At 69.7% G+C, this 16350-nt stretch carries 11 protein-coding genes; 5 read left to right on the forward strand and 6 right to left on the reverse strand.

Annotated features, from left to right (window positions below; genetic code table 11):
- Positions 1-81: 81 nt before the first annotated feature.
- From ASF53_RS14940 to ASF53_RS14950, 3 genes are all read right to left on the reverse strand, one after another.
- The gene (locus tag ASF53_RS14940; RefSeq protein ID WP_056199748.1) at positions 82-465 is read right to left on the reverse strand and encodes a hypothetical protein; all 384 of its coding nucleotides are present in this window, start codon (positions 463-465) and stop codon (positions 82-84) included.
- A 9-nt stretch (positions 466-474) separates the two neighbouring features.
- A complete protein-coding gene (locus ASF53_RS14945) occupies positions 475-1884 on the reverse strand; it encodes a mannose-1-phosphate guanylyltransferase/mannose-6-phosphate isomerase (protein ID WP_056199751.1) in 1410 nt (469 codons plus the stop codon).
- Between the two features lie 67 nt (positions 1885-1951).
- The gene (locus tag ASF53_RS14950) at positions 1952-3310 is read right to left on the reverse strand and encodes a polysaccharide biosynthesis/export family protein (protein ID WP_056199754.1); all 1359 of its coding nucleotides are present in this window, start codon (positions 3308-3310) and stop codon (positions 1952-1954) included.
- A gap of 458 nt (positions 3311-3768) precedes the next feature.
- Here ASF53_RS14950 and ASF53_RS14955 point away from each other — a divergent pair, with 458 nt between their 5' ends.
- The 5 genes from ASF53_RS14955 (at position 3769) to ASF53_RS14975 (ending at position 10818) form a co-directional block, all read left to right on the forward strand.
- Positions 3769-4785 carry a UDP-glucuronic acid decarboxylase family protein gene (locus tag ASF53_RS14955; protein ID WP_056199758.1) on the forward strand — a complete coding sequence of 339 codons (1017 nt, stop codon included), beginning with the start codon at positions 3769-3771 and terminating at the stop codon, positions 4783-4785.
- Positions 4782-5561 (forward strand): WecB/TagA/CpsF family glycosyltransferase, encoded by a 780-nt coding sequence (locus ASF53_RS14960; RefSeq protein ID WP_056199762.1) that lies wholly within the window; start codon positions 4782-4784, stop codon positions 5559-5561. Before ASF53_RS14955 ends, ASF53_RS14960 begins: the two co-directional genes overlap by 4 nt.
- A 381-nt stretch (positions 5562-5942) precedes the next feature.
- Positions 5943-6944 (forward strand): NAD-dependent epimerase/dehydratase family protein, encoded by a 1002-nt coding sequence (locus ASF53_RS14965; RefSeq protein WP_056199764.1) that lies wholly within the window; start codon positions 5943-5945, stop codon positions 6942-6944.
- Between the two features lie 63 nt (positions 6945-7007).
- Positions 7008-8543 (forward strand): exopolysaccharide biosynthesis polyprenyl glycosylphosphotransferase, encoded by a 1536-nt coding sequence (locus tag ASF53_RS14970; RefSeq protein WP_056199768.1) that lies wholly within the window; start codon positions 7008-7010, stop codon positions 8541-8543.
- Between the two features lie 70 nt (positions 8544-8613).
- On the forward strand, positions 8614-10818 hold the full coding sequence (locus tag ASF53_RS14975) for a GumC family protein (RefSeq protein ID WP_056199771.1): 2205 nt from the start codon (positions 8614-8616) through the stop codon (positions 10816-10818).
- A 269-nt stretch (positions 10819-11087) separates the two neighbouring features.
- Here ASF53_RS14975 and ASF53_RS14980 read toward each other — a convergent pair whose 3' ends face one another.
- The 3 genes from ASF53_RS14980 to ASF53_RS14990 all read right to left on the reverse strand — a co-directional run bounded on the left by ASF53_RS14980 (position 11088) and on the right by ASF53_RS14990 (position 16305).
- Positions 11088-12515 (reverse strand): calcium-binding protein, encoded by a 1428-nt coding sequence (locus tag ASF53_RS14980; protein ID WP_056199774.1) that lies wholly within the window; start codon positions 12513-12515, stop codon positions 11088-11090.
- A 375-nt stretch (positions 12516-12890) separates the two neighbouring features.
- Positions 12891-14357, reverse strand: coding sequence for a calcium-binding protein (locus ASF53_RS14985; RefSeq protein ID WP_056199778.1), 1467 nt, complete (start codon positions 14355-14357; stop codon positions 12891-12893).
- 424 nt (positions 14358-14781) lie between these two features.
- Positions 14782-16305, reverse strand: coding sequence for a phosphomannomutase/phosphoglucomutase (locus tag ASF53_RS14990; protein WP_056199781.1), 1524 nt, complete (start codon positions 16303-16305; stop codon positions 14782-14784).
- Positions 16306-16350 lie beyond the last annotated feature (45 nt).

Below are 16350 nucleotides of genomic sequence, written 5' to 3' on the forward strand. Positions count from 1 at the left end.
CCTGGAAGATCCTTCGAGGCCGACGCTGCGCGCCGGCACCTCAGGATGAGGGGGGTAGGTTGGATGACGGTCACTCACCCGTCACTCGGCGCCCCGCGCGGGTGCGGGCCCGTCGAACGGGGCCCGCGGGCTGGCATCGCCCGCGGGCGTGGCGAAGGGCAGCGTCAGCGCCGCCGCCGCGAGCATGGCGGTGATCCAGCGCTTCGGCCGGTCGGGCAGGCTCGCGGGGCGCGTCGGACCGTTGAGGCGGGGCCGATGCAGTTCCCCGCCGAGCGGGGTCGGACGCCGGCCCTCCTCCGACCCGCGATCCCGGCTCCGGTCGAGGTTGCGCTCGACCGCGCCGAGCAGCGCGGCGGCCTCCCCGTCCAGGCTGTCCCAGTGCCGGGTCAGGGCGCCGTGCTCCGCCGGCTCGGACGCCGCAGCGTCCGGTCCGGTTTCCGTGATCGGCTCCTCGGGGGCTGTCATGACGGCCGGTCAGGCGCGGTGGTAGGCGTCCTCGAGGCGGACGATGTCGTCCTCACCGAGGTAGCTGCCGAGTTGCACCTCGATCAGTTCGACATCGTCGTTGCCGGGATTTTCGAGGCGGTGGATGGCGCCGAGCGGGATGAAGATGTGCTCGCTCTCGCGGTAATCGGCGACGGTGTCGTCCACGGTGACCCGGGCGCAGCCGCGCACCACGACCCAGTGCTCGGCCCGGTGGCGGTGCTTCTGCAGCGAGAGCCGGCCGCCGGGCGCCACGGTGATCCGCTTGACCTGGAAGCCGTCGGAGGCCTCCAGCACCCGGTAGCTGCCCCAGGGGCGGTGCGAGGAGGCGTGCCACTCGGCCTGGGGCCGGCCCTTGCTGCGCAGGATCTCGACCATCTTGCGCACGTCGCCGCAGCGGCTGCGGTCGGCCACCAGGATCGCGTCCTTCTCGGCCACCACCACGAGATCCCGCACGCCGACGAGCGAGGTCACCATCCCCTCCGAGGAGACGAAGCAGCCCTCGGTGTCGAACAGCTCGGCCGCGCCGCGGCTGACATTGCCGAGGTCGTCCCGCTCGCTGATCGCCCAGAGCGCGTTCCAGTTGCCGACATCCGACCAGCCGCAGCGCATCCGCGCGACCGCGGCGCGGCTCGTCTTCTCCATCACCGCGAAGTCGAGGGAGGTCTTGTGGGTGCCGGCAAACCCCTCGGCGTCGAGGGCCAGCGCCCCGCCCTCGTCGGCGGCGGCTTCGACCGCCCGCGCGGCGGCGGCGGCCGTCTCGGGATCGAAGGCGGCGTATTCGGCGCACAGGGTGTCCGCCCGCATCAGGAAGTTGCCGGAGTTCCACAGCCAGCGGTCCGAGAGGTAGGTCGCGGCCCGCGCCGCGTCCGGCTTCTCGGCGAAGGTGTGCACCGCGTGGCAGCGGGCCTCGACGCGGGTGCCGGGCCGGATCCAGCCATATTCGGTGCTGGCGTGGTCGGCCTCGATGCCGAAGGTGACGAGCCGCCCGGCCCGCGCCGCCGGCAGGGCGGCGGCGACGGCCCGCCGGAAGGTGCGCGGCTCGGTGACGATGTGGTCGGAGGGCAGCACGAGCACCACCGCCTCGGGGTCTTCCCGCGCCACCAGGGTGCAGGCGGCCAGGATCGCCGGGCCGGAATCGCGGCGCTCCGGCTCCAGCAGCAGGGTGACGCCCGCATCGATCGCGGCGGCCTGCTTCTCGACGAGGCAGCGGTGGTCGCGGTTGGCGACCACGATCGGCCGGGCGAAGAGCGGGCCCTGGAGCCGCAGCAGGGTCTGCTGGAAGGTCGAGTGCGGCCCGAGCAGGGGCACGAACTGCTTCGGCAGCGAGGTGCGGGAGGTGGGCCAGAGCCGCGTTCCCGAGCCGCCGCAGAGGATGACGGGCTGGATCCGTGCAGGCATCGACGGGCGTCCTTTTGTGCTGGGACTTGGGAAAAGGGGTTTGGGAAAAGGAACTTGGGAAAAAGGGTCAGGGGGTTTCGACCGCGCTGCGCAGGGCGGGTGCCGCCTGCGAGACGGGGCCGGGAGCGGCCGCCCCGCTACGGGTGGGAGCCGGCGCCTCGCCGGTGCCGGCCTTGGCGGGTGAGACCTGCACGACGTCGCCCGGCAGCAGCACGGAGGTCAGGGTGGCCCGGAACGTCACCGCCCGGTCGCGCTGGGTCCGCGTCACCTCGACGTTCCAGCCGGTGGACTCGGTGCCGCCGTCGGAAGCCGCGAGCCGCCGGGCGCGGCTCTCCAAGAGGTCGCGGGCGATGGGCAGGCTCGCTTCCGTCTCCAGCAATTGCTGGCGGGTGGCCTGAAGGTCGGCCACGACCCGGCGGCGATGGCCGTTCTCGGTGTCGCGCTGGCGCAGGGTCAGTTCGCCGGTGGCGGTGCCGTTGCGGGCGAGTTCCGCGTCGATCCGGGCCATCTCCGCCCGAACCCGGGCGTTCTCCCGTTGCCGGTCCACCATGATCGTCTGCAGGCCGTGGCCGTTATCGGTCAGCCGCGCGTAGTTGCGGACCTGGGCCTCGGTCAGCTTCACCTGTTCCTCGATCAGGGACCGCTGCTGGGTCAGCGACGTCCGCTCGGTCTCCAGCCGCTCGACCTGCTGGCGCAGCAGGCCGACCTCGCTCCGCTCCGTCTCGCGCTGGAGCGAGAAGATCTCCTGCTCGCCGCGCATCAGCGCCGTCGCCTCCGGGCCGATCAGTTCGTCCGAGACGAAGCTCGTCCGTCCGTCGCGCTGGGCCTCCAGCCGGAGCTGCCGGGCGCGCTGGGCGAGCCGGGCGAGTTCCAGGCTCCGCAGACGCTCGCGCGCGGTCAGCACCTCGCCCTTGAGTTCGGTGATCGAGCGGTCGCCGACCCGTCCGCCCCCGGCCAGCGCCACCGCGCCGAGCACGGTGAGGCCGTAGCGGTAGGTGTAGCTGCCGGGCGAGCGCACCTCGCCGAGCACGTAGACCGGCTTCATCTCGGACAGCCGCAGGCTGACGGTGGCCGAGCGCAGGAATCCGTCATTGAGGCGGGTGCGCACCAGGGTCTCCGCCTGCTCGGGCGACAGCCCGGCGACTCGGACGCGCCCGACCATCGGCAGGTTCAGGTCACCCACCGCATCGACCACGTACTCGCCGGTCAGGTCCGTCTGGCCGAAGACGACCATCGTCACCTTGTCGCCGCTCGACAGCAGCAGCGCGGTCTCGGCCGACGGCTCCGGCAGCGCCGCCGGAGCCTGCGCCTCGGCCGCCAGGGGCGTGCTCGCGAGAAGGAGCACGAGGCTTGAGCCGAGCATCGCGCCGAGCGCCGCGCGGCGCCTCTCGCCGTCCCAAACCCGAAATGTCCTGAAATCGAGCATGCCTTCGCCTCTCAGGCCGCTTGCCGGGCGCCGGCCGGCGACGCGACCGTTCGGGAGATCTACCCATTCGGGAGACGTGCCCGCTCGGCCGGTACCCCGGCGGTGCCGGCCCGAAGCCCTCCGTGCTCGAGGGAGCAACCGGGGGAGAACCGGGAGGCGGCCGGGCTGTCGTGACGCCCTGTTTGAATGCCAGAGCCCCTTCCCGTTGGCTCTGGCTATTCGGTCACCTCGGGGTTCGCGACCGGGTTAGTCCGACGGGGCCGGTTGCGGCGCCGCGGCGCGGTTGGGAACCGATTCCGCGCGGGCCGCTTGGCCCACGGCAAGAAAGGGGCTCGCGCCTCCCGATCGTGGTAAACCGCCTTCGCACGCAGGACGCCGCGTCTTCCTCGAAACAGCAATGCCGCACCCGATCAAGGTCTCCTAAGCTGGGATTGACCGACAATGGGAGACGTCGAGCGATGAAGAAGCGTATTCTCGTGACGGGTGGCGCCGGATTTGTCGGCAGCCACCTGTGCGATCGACTGGTGGCGCAGGGACACGACGTGCTCGCGGTCGATAATTTCTACACGGGCGACCGGTCGAACCTCGCCCAGCACCTGAGCAATCCGCGCTTCGAGGTCATGCGCCACGACGTGACCTTCCCGCTCCATGTCGAGGTGGACGAGATTTACAATCTCGCCTGCCCCGCTTCGCCGATTCACTATCAGCGCGACCCGGTGCAGACCACGAAGACGAGCGTGATCGGGGCGATCAACATGCTCGGGCTCGCCAAGCGGCTCGGCATCCCGATCCTCCAGGCCTCCACCAGCGAGATCTACGGCGATCCGGACGTGCACCCGCAGCCGGAGGATTATCGCGGCCTCGTCAGCGTCAGCGGCCCGCGCGCCTGCTACGACGAGGGCAAGCGCTGCGCCGAGACCCTGTTCTTCGACTACCAGCGCCGGCACCACGTCTCGATCCGCGTGGCGCGCATCTTCAACACCTACGGGCCGCGGATGAACCGCGACGACGGCCGGGTCGTCTCGAACTTCGTCGTGCAGGCGCTGCGGAACGAGCCGATCACCCTCTACGGCGACGGCCGCCAGACCCGCGCCTTCTGCTTCGTCGACGACCTCGTCGAGGGGCTGATGCGCCTGATGAACGTCGAGGGCACGCTCGACGGCGCGGTCAATCTCGGCAACCCGACCGAGGTGACCATCGCCGAGATCGCCCAGCGGATCATCGCGCTCACCGGCTCGCGCTCGGAGATCGTCTACCGCCCGCTGCCGCAGGACGACCCGCGCCAGCGCTGCCCCGACATCACCCGGGCCAAGGCGATGCTGCACTGGACCCCGAAGATCGGGCTCGACGAGGGGCTGACGCGGACGATCGCCTATTTCGAGACGCTGCTCTCGGCCTCCGGCTCGAGCGTGACACCCTTCGAGCCGGCGCTGCCCGAACTCGCCAAGGTGGAACTCGCGAAGACCGGCTCATGAGCGCGCCCCTCCCCCGCGTTCCGATCCTGGGGGTGCCGGTCAGCGCGATCACCCTGGACGAGGCAGTGATGGCGGTCGAGGATTGGATCCTCGCCCGCCAGCGCCACTACGTCTGCATCACCGGCGCCCACGGCGTCATCGAGTGCCAGACGGATCGCGCCCTGCGCGCGATCCACGAGCGCGCCGGCCTCGTCACGCCGGACGGGATGCCGCTGGTCTTCATGGCGCGCCGGCTCGGCTTTCCGCGCACGCAGCGGGTCTACGGACCCGACCTCATGCGCGCGCTGACGGCCCTGTCGGCCCGCAAGGGCTACCGGCAATACTACTTCGGAGGCGGCGCCGGCCTGCCCGAGCGGCTGGCCGCGCGGCTGACGGAGCAGTTCCCCGACCTGCCCGTGGCCGGCACCTTCTCGCCCCCCTTCCGCCCGACCACGCCGGAGGAGGACGAGGCGATCGTCGCACGCATCAACGCGGCGGCGCCCGACATCCTGTGGGTGGGCCTCAGCACCCCGAAACAGGAATACTGGATGGCGCGCCACCGCGACCGGCTGGACGTGCCGGTCATGGTCGGCGTCGGCGCGGCCTTCGACTTCCTCGCCGGGACCAAGCGGCAGGCACCGGCCTGGATGCAGCGGCGCGGGCTCGAATGGGCCTTCCGCCTCGGCACCGAGCCGCGCCGGCTGGCGCGCCGCTACGGACGGATCGTGCCCGAATTCATGCTGCGCGCCGCGGTCCAGCTCCTGAACACGCCGTCGCGGACGCGTCGATCTTTCTAGAGTCCGTCCCCGAGATGATTTCAGCGTCTCGGAAAAATTCTTTGCGTCAATAGCTCGTTACCTGTCGCGGGCGAGGAAACCCGCTGGCGACAGGTGCCTCAGACCCTGATCCGGAGACGTGGCCCGATCCGACACGATCGGGTCTCCGGTCGTGTTCATTCAAGAGCCGTTCTCATGCCGATATCGCGAGCGGCGGGGCTCTTGCGGGGCACCCGGCACGCGCTTCGTCGGGCTCTCTTTCGACGGGCCCGGCCCCACTTGGTCGCGCAGCGCCCCAAAGGATTACCGTAGCGCGAAAGTATGATCGCCCATCGAGAAGATATGCTCAGACCGCCCTCGAAATAAGAATGGAAGCGCCAAAGCAGAAAAGGCGTCACACCCATGTCGAAGAGCGCAGTTGTTACCGGGGCCGGCGGTTTCATTGGTGGACATCTGGTGACGTACCTGCGTCGCCACGGCTATCACGTCCGCGGCGTCGATATTAAATATCCCGATTTCGGGCACAGCGACGCCGACGAGTTCATGCTCGCCGATCTGCGGTCCTTCGAGGAATGCCGCGAGGCGGTGAAGGGCGTCGACGAAGTCTACAATCTCGCCGCCGACATGGGCGGGATCGGCTACATCTCCGGCGCGCACGCCTCGATCACGTTCAACAACACGATGATCAGCGCGCAGATGCTGAAGGCCGCCTTCGACGCACGGGTCGAGCGGTTCCTGTTCTCCTCCTCGGCCTGCGTCTACCCGCAGCACCTGCAGGACGTGCCGAGCGTGATCCCGCTGAAGGAGGAGGATGCCTTCCCGGCCGCGCCGGAGGAAGGCTACGGCCTGGAGAAGCTCTACACGGAGAAGCTCTGCCAGTACTTCACCGAGGATTACGGCTTCCCGACCCGCTCGGTCCGCTTCCACAACGTCTACGGGCCGCTCGGCACCTATGACGGCGGCAAGGAGAAGGCGCCCGCCGCGCTCTGCCGCAAGATCGCCCGCACGCCCGATGGCGGCACGATCGACATCTGGGGCGACGGCCAGCAGACCCGCTCGTTCATGTATGTCGATGACTGCGTCGAGGGCATCTACCGCATCATGCAGTCGGAGCATCACGGGCCGCTCAACCTCGGCACGGACGAACTCGTCAGCATCAGCGGCCTCGTCGATCTCGTGGCCGAAGTCTCCGGCAAGACGATCCACAAATCGTTCGACCTGACCAAGCCGCAGGGCGTGCGCGGGCGCAACAGCGACAACACCCGCCTGCGCGAGGTTCTGGGCTGGGAGCCCGGCATCCACCTGCGCGAGGGCCTGCAGCCGACCTACCGCTGGATCGACGAGCAGATCCGGCAGGCCCAGGCGGCGCAGGCGGACACCGCCCCCCGGCAGGCCGCCGAGTAAGCGCGGGCCGATCCCGCGCCTTCCGCCCGCCCCTCCCGCCCGTCACGCAGCACGAGCGAGCCCATGCCGGACGTCGATGTCGCAAATACCGGCCTCGTGCCGTCCGGCGGAGCCGGCTGGCAGGGGCGCCTGCAAGTCCGCCTCAAAGAGCGTCTCAAGGAGCGTCTCGGACCCGCCCGGTCCGGACGCGCCGAGACGATCGCCGAAGCGCGGCGCCGGATCGTCACCGGCGCCCTGCTCGGCGGCGACGTCGTCGCCGTGCTGGCCGCCTGCGGGGGCAGCCTGATCGTCATGGCGGCGGCCGGAGCGGCCTCCGGCCTCGCACCGGCCCTGCTGATCGGCTGGTGCGCCCTGCAGATCGGCACCCTGGCCCTGTGCGGCCTCTACGAGCCGATCGAGGCGGAGCCGATCGAGCGGCTGCGCCGCCGCGGGCTGGCCGCCGCCCTCGCCTTCGCCGCCGCCGTCCTGGTCGGCGGCGGACCCTGGTCCTGGCCGTGGTCCTGGGCCGCCACCGGAATCGCCGCCCTCCTCGCCATCCCGCTCGGGCACTACGCGGAGGGGTTCGTGCGTGCGCGTCTCGTCCGGCGGGGCATGTGGGGGGCGGCGACCATCGTCTACGGCGAGGGCGCCGCCGAACTCGCCCGCAGCCTCGCCGCGCGGCCGGAACTCGGGCTCAGACCGATCGGCATCGTCCGGAGCGCCGATCAAGCCGTCGAGCCCTTCCGCACCGTCGTCCCGCCGGGGCCGGCGGAGGACGCCGAGCGGGCGGCCGAGCGCATGGCGAGCCTGCTCGACGCGGCCGAAGTCGCCATCTGCACGCCCGGCGAGCGCGAGCCCGCCCGCTTCGCCTGGCTCACCCGCCACCCGTTCCGGCAGGTGCTCGTAGCCCACCACGCGCCGGAGGTGGAGACCGTGCGCCTCCAGACCCGCTGCCTCGGTCCCGTGGTCGGGCTCGTGGTGCGCCGGGCGATCTTCCTGCCGCACAACCTGCGCCTCAAGCGCGCCCTCGACCTTGCCGTGACGGTGCCGGCCCTTCTCGTGTTCGGGCCGCTGATCGGCGTGCTGGCGCTGGCGGTGAAGATCGCCGATCCGGGCCCGGCCTTCTACGTCCAGCCCCGCGTCGGGCGGGATGGCCGCACCATCCGCGTGTACAAGCTGCGCAGCATGTTCCGCGATGCGGAGGAACGGCTCGCCGAGCATCTGGCCGCCGACGAGGCCGCCCGGCGCGAATGGGACCGGTTCTGCAAGCTGCGCAACGATCCGCGCGTCCTGCCCGGCATCGGCGGCTTCATCCGCCGCACCAGCCTCGACGAGCTGCCCCAACTCCTCAACGTGCTGCGCGGCGACATGAGCGTGGTCGGGCCCCGCCCCTTCCCCGCCTACCACACCGAGCGGTTCGGCCCGGCCTTCCAGGCGCTGCGGACGAGCGTACCGCCGGGTCTGACCGGCCTGTGGCAGATCTCGGCCCGCAGCGACGGCGACCTCACGGTCCAGGAGCAGCAGGACAGCTTCTACATCCGCAACTGGTCGATCTGGACCGACCTGTACATCCTCCTCGAGACGGTGCCGGCGGTGCTCACCGCCAAAGGCGCCCGCTGACGAGGGGCCCCTTCGGCCCCTCCCCCCCTCGATGCGCTCTCCTTTTTCGATCCCGACGCAGGCGTGACCCATGGATCCGTTCCACGAAGCCGACCCGCCCGGCGGCGGGCGATCGCTGACCTCCCATTACGAGGCCGTCACCGGGCATGCCCTCGCGGTGCTGTGGCGGCGGCGCCTGATGATCGCCTCGATCGCCGGATTGTCGGCCCTGGCGGCCGGGGCGGCCTCGCTCGCCTTGCCGCCGAGCTACGTCGCCGAGGTGCTGCTCCAGTTCGATTTCGGCCAGACCCAGGACGTGCGCGGAACCGGCAAGTCCGGCCCGCAGATCGCCCTCGAACCGGCCTCGGTCGTCGAGAGCGAGGCGCGCATCATCCGCTCCTTTGCCATCGCGCAATCCGTGGCGGGCCGGCTCGAGGAAGCCGGGCAAGCCAAGCAGGCGGCCCAGGCGGGGCAGGCCGGCAAGGAAGCATCCGCGGGATGGGTCGGCTCCCTGAGGCAGGCCCTCGAAAATCGGGTTCAGGCCGCGCTGCCCGCCCTCCCCGGCAGCCGTCCGGAGGACACCGCGCAGCAGGAGACCGAGCGGGACTCCCAGGCCCAGCGGCTCCTGCGCGGGCTCACCGTCGGCAACGACGCCAAGGCCTACCTGATCACCATCGGCTACCGCGACCGCGATCCGAAGCGGGCGGCGGAGACCGCCAACACCTTCGCCACCGAGTATCTCGCCCGTAAGATGCAGGCGGCCTCGCTCGCCACCGAGCGGGCGAGCCGCTGGTACGCCGAGCAGATCCAGGTCTCGCGCGGCGAACTCGCTCGGCTGGAAGGCGAGATCGACGCCTTCCGCAAGCGCACCGGGTTCGTCGAGTCGGTGCGCGAGGGCGTGGACCTGCGCGAGCAGCAATTGCGCGACGCCCTGACCGAACTCTCCAGCGCCTCGGCCAAGCGGCTGGCGGAGGAGGCCCGGCTCCAGCGCGCCGGGGACGTGATGCGCTTCGGCGGCGTGCCGAACGCCTCCGACACGACGATCTCGCCGGTGATCCAGCAGATGCTGGCCGATGACAGCAAATTGCGCCAGGAACTGGAGCAGTTCACCGCCGTCTCCGGCGACAACCACCCCAGCGTGCTGCGCCTCAAGGCCTCGATCGCCGCGCTCCAGCAGCGGCTGCAACTGCGCATGGCCGAGGTGCTGAAACTGGTCGAGGTCGATCTCGGCGCCGCCCGCGGGCTCGAAGCCTCGGCCGAGGCGCGGGTCGCGACCGTGCGCCGCTCGCTCATCGAGAGCAAGGCGCTCGAATCGAAGCTCCGCGCACTCCAGGCCGACGCGACCGCCGCCCGCGACCGCCTGCGCGTCCTCGACGAGGGCTACCAGACCGCCAACGCGCTGAGCGAACTCAAGCCGGTGATGGCGCAGATGCTGGCGCCGGCCAAGGTGCCGACCCTGCCGACCGGGCCCGGCCTCGGCCTCGTGCTCGGGCTCGGGCTGTTCGCCGGGGCCGGCGCCGGCTCGGTGCTGGCGCTCGGGCTCGACCGCCGCGACCGGGGCTATCGCAGCCAGGGCGAGATGGAGGCCGAGACCGGCCTGCCCTGCCTCGCGCTGCTGCCGAACCGGCCGGCGGGCGCGCAATCGGGCGAGCGCCTGGAGCAGGATCTCGTCTTCCGCGAGGCGGTGCGGGCGGCGGTGGCCGAACTCGTCGCGGTGCGCGAGCCGCTCAAGGTCGTCCTCGTCACCTCGGCGATGCCCGGCGAGGGCAAGTCCGTCGTCGCCCGCTCGGTGGCGCGCTCGCTCGCCGCGATGGGGCGCCGGGTGCTGATCCTCGATGGCTCGCCGCGCCGCGCGGCGATCGAGGACGGCCGCCACGGCAATCTCGGGCATGAGACGCCCGCCGACGACGAGGAGGCGGAGGGCCGCATCTCGACCATCCGCCGCGTTTCCGGCCTCAAGGACGGACACGACATCTACGCCGAGCCGACCTTCGGCATGCTCGTGCGGGAGGCGCGCGAGCGCTACGACATCATCCTCGTGGAGGTGCCCCCCGTACTGTTGCTGGGCGACGTCGCGCTCCTGCGCCAGCACGCCGATGCCGTGGTCCACGTCGTGGCGTGGCACGGCACGCAGAAGGCCGCCGTCACCGCGAGCCTCGCCTATATGCACCGGCTCGGCCTGACGGTCGCCGGGCTCGTCCTGAACAAGGTCGATCTGAAGCGCCACCAGGGCCGCGCCGCCGATCGCGGCACGCTCTACCGCGACTTCTCGCATTACTACCGGAACAGCGCGTGATGGGCGCGCAATCCGCAGCAGGCCTGGGGGCGGCAATCCTCGTGAGCGAATGGACCTTCGCCTGCGCGGCTTGCGGCTCCCCCGCCGTCACCTGGCCGGCGGACCCGACCGCCGAGGCGGCCATCGCCTGCGGCGGCTGCGCCCGGCCGCTGGGCACGCTCGCCGCGTTCCGGGCCGGGATCGAGCGGGTCCTGGCCGCCCGCAATCCCCGCCAATGCGGATCGGGGCCGCAGGATCTCCCGCAGCCCCGGCCGCAATCCCCTGGGGGATCAGACGAACAGGATATGGCCGGCGTTCAACTCGGCCTTCTGGGTGTCGGCGAGCCAGAGCGTGTCCGATCCTGAGCGGATCGCGACATCGGTGCCGACATCCTGCGCCGCGGCCATGACGGCATCGAACGAGCCGAACATCGACCGGCTGATCTCGATCGCGTCGGGCGCGGAGCCGCCGGTCTCGAAATCCTCGACCCAATCGGCGCCGTTGCCGGCCTTGAACGCGAACCGGTCTGCCCCGGCCCCGCCCCAGAGATGATCGGTGCCGCTGCCGCCGTCGAGCCGGTCGTTGCCGGCCCCGCCATAGAGCGCATCGTCGCCGGCCTGCCCGTTGAGCGTGTCGTTGCCGCCCAGCCCGTCGAGGTCGTCGGCGGCGCTCGATCCGGTCATCGTCTCGGCCCCGGCGGTGCCGTCGCGGTTGAGGCTGGTGCCGGAGGGTGAGGCGGCGACCGCGGGCGATGCCGGGCTGTTGCCCGTGACGGCCCCGGCGACGGCGCCGACCGTACCCGCCACCCAATCGAACACGTTGTGGATCGGCGTCATCGGCGTGGCCGAGGGGGCCGCCGACACGTCCGCGCCGGCCGAGGACGGGCCCCAGGCGATGTTGTTGGCCACCGCCGGGTCCGTGTAGGTCGAGTCGAGGATCGACACGCCGTCGCCGGTCGCGTTCCAGATGACGGCGTTGGACAGGGGATCACCCCGGCCCTGGTCATCGACGATGTTGTCGAAGGAGCGGGTGTCGATGAAGGTCACGTCGTCCGAGTAGGACGAGAAGCCGCCATTGCCCATATGGATCACGTCGACGTTCTGGACTTGGCCACCCTGCGAGTTGCCCTCGAACATCACTCCGACGCCGCTCGGCGAGTTGTTGCCGTCGATCACGCCGTTGCTGATCGAGACGTTGGGGCTGTCGATGATCGAGACGTTGTCCTCGACATGCGATCCGTTCGGATCGTTGGTGACAGCGAAATCCGAGAGGCTGCCGTTCGGCGACTGGTAGAACTGGACGAACTGGCCCGACGGATAGAGCCCGTGGAAGTCGTGGCCCTCGATGTGGGAGAGCGTCGCGCCGGGCGACTGGCCGAGATAGATGCCGGTGCCGTTGTCCTGCAGGGTCACGTGCGAGGCGGTGAAATCCGGCGCATTGACGACCCGGATGCCCGTGGCCTCGCCGGCCTGGCCCTGGTTGCCGTTGGGCGGATCGGAATGGACGATCAGGCTGTTCTCGACGGTGACGCCGCTGGAATCCTCGACGACGATCCCGTTGCCGTCGGCGTGATGAATGGTGACGTTGCGGATGACGACATCGTCGTGCTCGACGCGGATGGCGTCGCCGTCGGAGACCCAGAGATCCAGATTTTCGATGACCTGTCCGGCCTGCGTCGTACGGATGGGCGTGGTGCTTGTGGTCAAACCCGTGGGCATATTTGCTCCATTTGTTAATATTACAACAAAATCAATAACTATATGAATAGAATCAGTGGATCGACCTAGCAAATCTGCAACGTAATTAATCTGCGCTAGGCCATTCGCCCTATTCAGCCTGGGAAGTCATTAGCCGTAAAGCTTTTAGCCAAGGCACCGCGGCCCGATATTTTTCGCAGCGCACAACCGATGTGGCCGTGTGGCCACGCTTGATCGGGTAGAGCGCGATTCGGTGGCGCGCCGCCGCCGGCCGGGGCCGCGGAGGATCCCGCGGCCACGACCGAAAGGCGCTTCAAGCCTGCCCCGCGCAGCATCCGGCGACCGGCCCGCGTCCCTTCGGACGTGACGGTGCACCGGACGCTTCGCGGGAAATGCTCAGACGAACAGGAAGTCGCCGGCCGAGAGCTGCGCCTTGTGAACGTCGGCGAGCCACAGCGTGTCGGCGCCCGAGGTGATGGCGACATCGGAGCCGACATCATGGGCCGCGGAGAGCAGGGCGTTGAACGAACCGAACATCGCCTTGCTCACTTCGACGACGTCCTGCGCAGTGCCGCTGAGCTGGAAGTCCTCGACCCAGTCGGTGCCGTTGCCGGCCTTGAACACGAAGTGGTCCGCGCCGGCGCCGCCCCAGAGGTGGTCGGTGCCGCTGCCGCCGTCGAGCCGGTCGTTGCCGGCCCCGCCATAGAGGCGGTCGTCGCCGGCCATCCCGTTGAGCGTGTCGTTGCCGCCCCGCCCGTCGAGATCGTCGGAAAAGCGCGAGCCGGTCATCGTGTCGGCGGCCGCCGTGCCGTCCCGATCAAGGCCCGTGCCGGCCGGCGCCGGGCTGGCGACCGGGGCCGTGACCGTCGGGGTCGGGGCTGGGGTCGGGGCCGGGGTCGGCGCGGGGGCCAGGGCCGGCGTCGCAACCGGCGCGCTGCCCGTCGCCGTCCCGTCGAACACGTTGTGGATCGGCGTCATCGGCGTGGCCGAGGGGGCCGCCGACACGTCGGCGCCAGCCGAGGAGGTTCCCCAGACGATGTTGTTGGGAACGCCCGGATCCGTGTAGGTCGAATCCTCGATCGTGACGTTGTGCCCGCTCGTGTTCCAGATCAGCCCGTTCGACAGCGACACGCCGCGGCCCTGGTCGCCGGCATCGTTGTCGAAGGAGCGGGTGTCGACGAAGGACACGTCGTCCGAATAGGACGAGAAGCCGCCATTGCTCATGTGGATCACGTCGACGTTCTGGACGTGCCCCCCCTGCGAATTACCCTCGAACATTACGCCGGCACCGCTCGGCGAGTTGTTGCCGTCGATCACGCCGTTGGCGATCGAGACGTTCTGGCTGTCGATGATCGAGACGTTGTCCTCGACATGCGAGTGGCCCGGATCGTTGCTGACGGCGAAGTCCGAGAGGCTGCCGTTCGGCGACTGGTAGAACTGAACGAGCTGACCGCCGGGGAACGGCCCGTGGAAGTTGTGGCCCTCGATATAGGAGAGCTTCGCGTTCGGGGATTGGCCGAGATAGATGCCCGTTCCGCTGTCCTGCAGGGTCACGTGCGAAGCGGTGAAACCGGACGCGTTGACGACCCGGATGCCGGTGGTCTCCGCATCGGTCTCGCCGCCGTTGCCCGTGGGCGGGTCGGAATTGACGATGAGGCTGTTCTGGACGGTGACGCCGCTGACATCCTCGACGACGATGCCGTTGCCGTCGGCGTGGTGGATGGTGACGTTGCGGATGACGACGTTGTCGTGATCGACGCGGATGGCGTCGCCGTCAGAGACCCAGAGATCCAGATTTTCGATAACCTGTCCGTCGTAAGTCGTGCGGATGGGGGTGGTGCTGTAGGTTTGGCCCGCAGGCATGATGGCTCCTTGAGATGCGATGATCGCAACGGAGCCGGGGCCTAACGAATGCTGTCGGGTCAATCGATTGCGTAAATCTGCAACGTACCCCGTGAGGACTACTCCCACCGAGGTATGGACGCGCGAAAACGGTTCAGCTTAATACTGTTTTCTCGCGTGACTTTGTCGGAAATTTTCTGACAGACGAACGATCTGTTGCGGAACGGCCACGCTTGACGGCCCGGCCGGGCGAAGTCGGAGCGAGGGTGAGGTGCCAGATGAGGCTCCTCCGGCACCGCCCCCTCACCCTCGGCTGCCGCCTCGCCGCGCTCCCCGACAAGGGGGAGACGCGGCCCTCTCCCCGCAGGCGGGGCGAGGGGAGACGCGGCCAAAACCGAGGTGATCCGCCGGAGCCGTTCTCACGCGCCTCCGGCAGAAGGTGTGTTCAGATCGTCTGGTTGTAGGCGCCGACCTCCGGATGCTGGCGCAGTACGCCATCCACCGCCGCGAACATCTCGCGCAGCCGCGCTTCGGAGACCGGGCTTTCCACCACCACCACGAGTTCCGGCTTGTTGGAGGAGGCCCGCACCAGCCCCCAGGTGCCGTCGGCGGTGGTCACGCGTACGCCGTTGACCGTGACGAGGCTGGTGATCGGATGGCCGCCCACCGGCTCGCCCGAGGCCTGGAGCGCCTGGAACCGCTCGGTCACCGCATCGACCACGCCGTACTTCACCTCGTCGGCGCAATGCGGCGACATGGTCGGCGAGCCCCAGGTCTTCGGCAGCGCCCGGTAGAGGTCGGCCATGGTCTGTCCCGGGTTGCGGTCGAGCATCTCGATTACCGCGATCGCGGTCAGCAGGCCGTCGTCGTAGCCGCGTCCGACCGGGGCGTTGAAGAAGAAATGGCCCGACTTCTCGAAGCCGGCCAGGGCCGAGAGTTCGTTGACCCGCCGCTTGATGTAGGAATGGCCCGTCTTCCAGTAATCGGTGCGCACGCCGCGAGCCTGCAATTCGGGGTCGGCGGCGTAGAGGCCGGTCGATTTCACATCGACCACGAAGGTCGCGTTCGGGTGAATCTTCGACAGGTCGCGGGCGAGCATGACGCCGATCTTGTCGGCGAAGATCTCCTCGCCCTCGTCATCGACCACGCCGCAGCGGTCGCCGTCGCCGTCGAAGCCGAGGCCGACATCGGCGCCGGTCTCGCGCACCTTGTCGGCGATGGCGTGCAGCATCGCCATGTCCTCGGGGTTCGGGTTGTAGCGCGGGAAGCTGTGATCCGGCTCGACATCGAGCGGGATCACCTCGACGCCGAGCCGCTCCAAGAGCGCAGGCGCGAAGGCGCCGGCCGTGCCGTTGCCACAGGCGGCCACGACCTTGAGCTTGCGGCTGACGGGCTTGGCGCGCGCCACGAGGTCGTCGAGATAGACCTGAGCGAAGTCGGAGACGAATTCGTAGGCGCCGCCGTCGCGGTACTGGAACGCGCCCGTGGTGACGATCTCCTTGAGGCGGCCCATCTCGTCGGGGCCGAAGGTCATGGGCCGCTCGGCGCCCATCTTCACGCCGGTCCAGCCATTGTCGTTGTGCGAGGCGGTGACCATGGCCACGCAGGGGCAATCGAGGGCGAACTGGCCGAAATAGGCCATCGGCGAGAGCGCGAGGCCGATATCCTTCACCCGCAGCCCCGCCGCCTGCATCCCGGCGATCAGCGCGAGCTTGATCGAGGAAGAGTAGGCGCGAAAGTCGTGGCCGGTGACGATATCGGGGCGCACGCCGCGCTCGAAGATGAGCGTGCCGAGGCCGAGCCCGAGCGCCTGGACGCCCATCAGGTTGATCTCCTGCGGGAACAGCCAGCGGGCGTCGTACTCGCGAAAGCCCGTCGGCTTGACCATCGGCAACTGCTCGAAGGCGAAGGTGTTGGGCTCGAGCTTCGGAACGGGCGTGGGAAAGGCCTTGGAGCGATCGGAGGACATGTCAGACCTTTCGCGAGGGCGGCGGCGGGCGAGAGGTCGCACGCC

The sequence above is a fragment of the Methylobacterium sp. Leaf123 genome, from assembly GCF_001423405.1.
GTDB lineage: Bacteria > Pseudomonadota > Alphaproteobacteria > Rhizobiales > Beijerinckiaceae > Methylobacterium.

Excerpts from the sequence above, each read along its gene's own strand:
- ASF53_RS14970 (WP_056199768.1), top strand. The coding sequence starts at position 7,008 with ATGCCGGACGTCGATGTCGCAAATACCGGCCTCGTGCCGTCCGGCGGA.
- ASF53_RS14990 (WP_056199781.1), bottom strand. The coding sequence starts at position 16,305 with ATGTCCTCCGATCGCTCCAAGGCCTTTCCCACGCCCGTTCCGAAGCTC.
- ASF53_RS14980 (WP_056199774.1), bottom strand. The coding sequence starts at position 12,515 with ATGCCCACGGGTTTGACCACAAGCACCACGCCCATCCGTACGACGCAG.
- ASF53_RS14950 (WP_056199754.1), bottom strand. The coding sequence starts at position 3,310 with ATGCTCGATTTCAGGACATTTCGGGTTTGGGACGGCGAGAGGCGCCGC.
- ASF53_RS14960 (WP_056199762.1), top strand. The coding sequence starts at position 4,782 with ATGAGCGCGCCCCTCCCCCGCGTTCCGATCCTGGGGGTGCCGGTCAGC.
- ASF53_RS14965 (WP_056199764.1), top strand. The coding sequence starts at position 5,943 with ATGTCGAAGAGCGCAGTTGTTACCGGGGCCGGCGGTTTCATTGGTGGA.
- ASF53_RS14940 (WP_056199748.1), bottom strand. The coding sequence starts at position 465 with ATGACAGCCCCCGAGGAGCCGATCACGGAAACCGGACCGGACGCTGCG.
- ASF53_RS14955 (WP_056199758.1), top strand. The coding sequence starts at position 3,769 with ATGAAGAAGCGTATTCTCGTGACGGGTGGCGCCGGATTTGTCGGCAGC.
- ASF53_RS14975 (WP_056199771.1), top strand. The coding sequence starts at position 8,614 with ATGGATCCGTTCCACGAAGCCGACCCGCCCGGCGGCGGGCGATCGCTG.
- ASF53_RS14945 (WP_056199751.1), bottom strand. The coding sequence starts at position 1,884 with ATGCCTGCACGGATCCAGCCCGTCATCCTCTGCGGCGGCTCGGGAACG.
- ASF53_RS14985 (WP_056199778.1), bottom strand. The coding sequence starts at position 14,357 with ATGCCTGCGGGCCAAACCTACAGCACCACCCCCATCCGCACGACTTAC.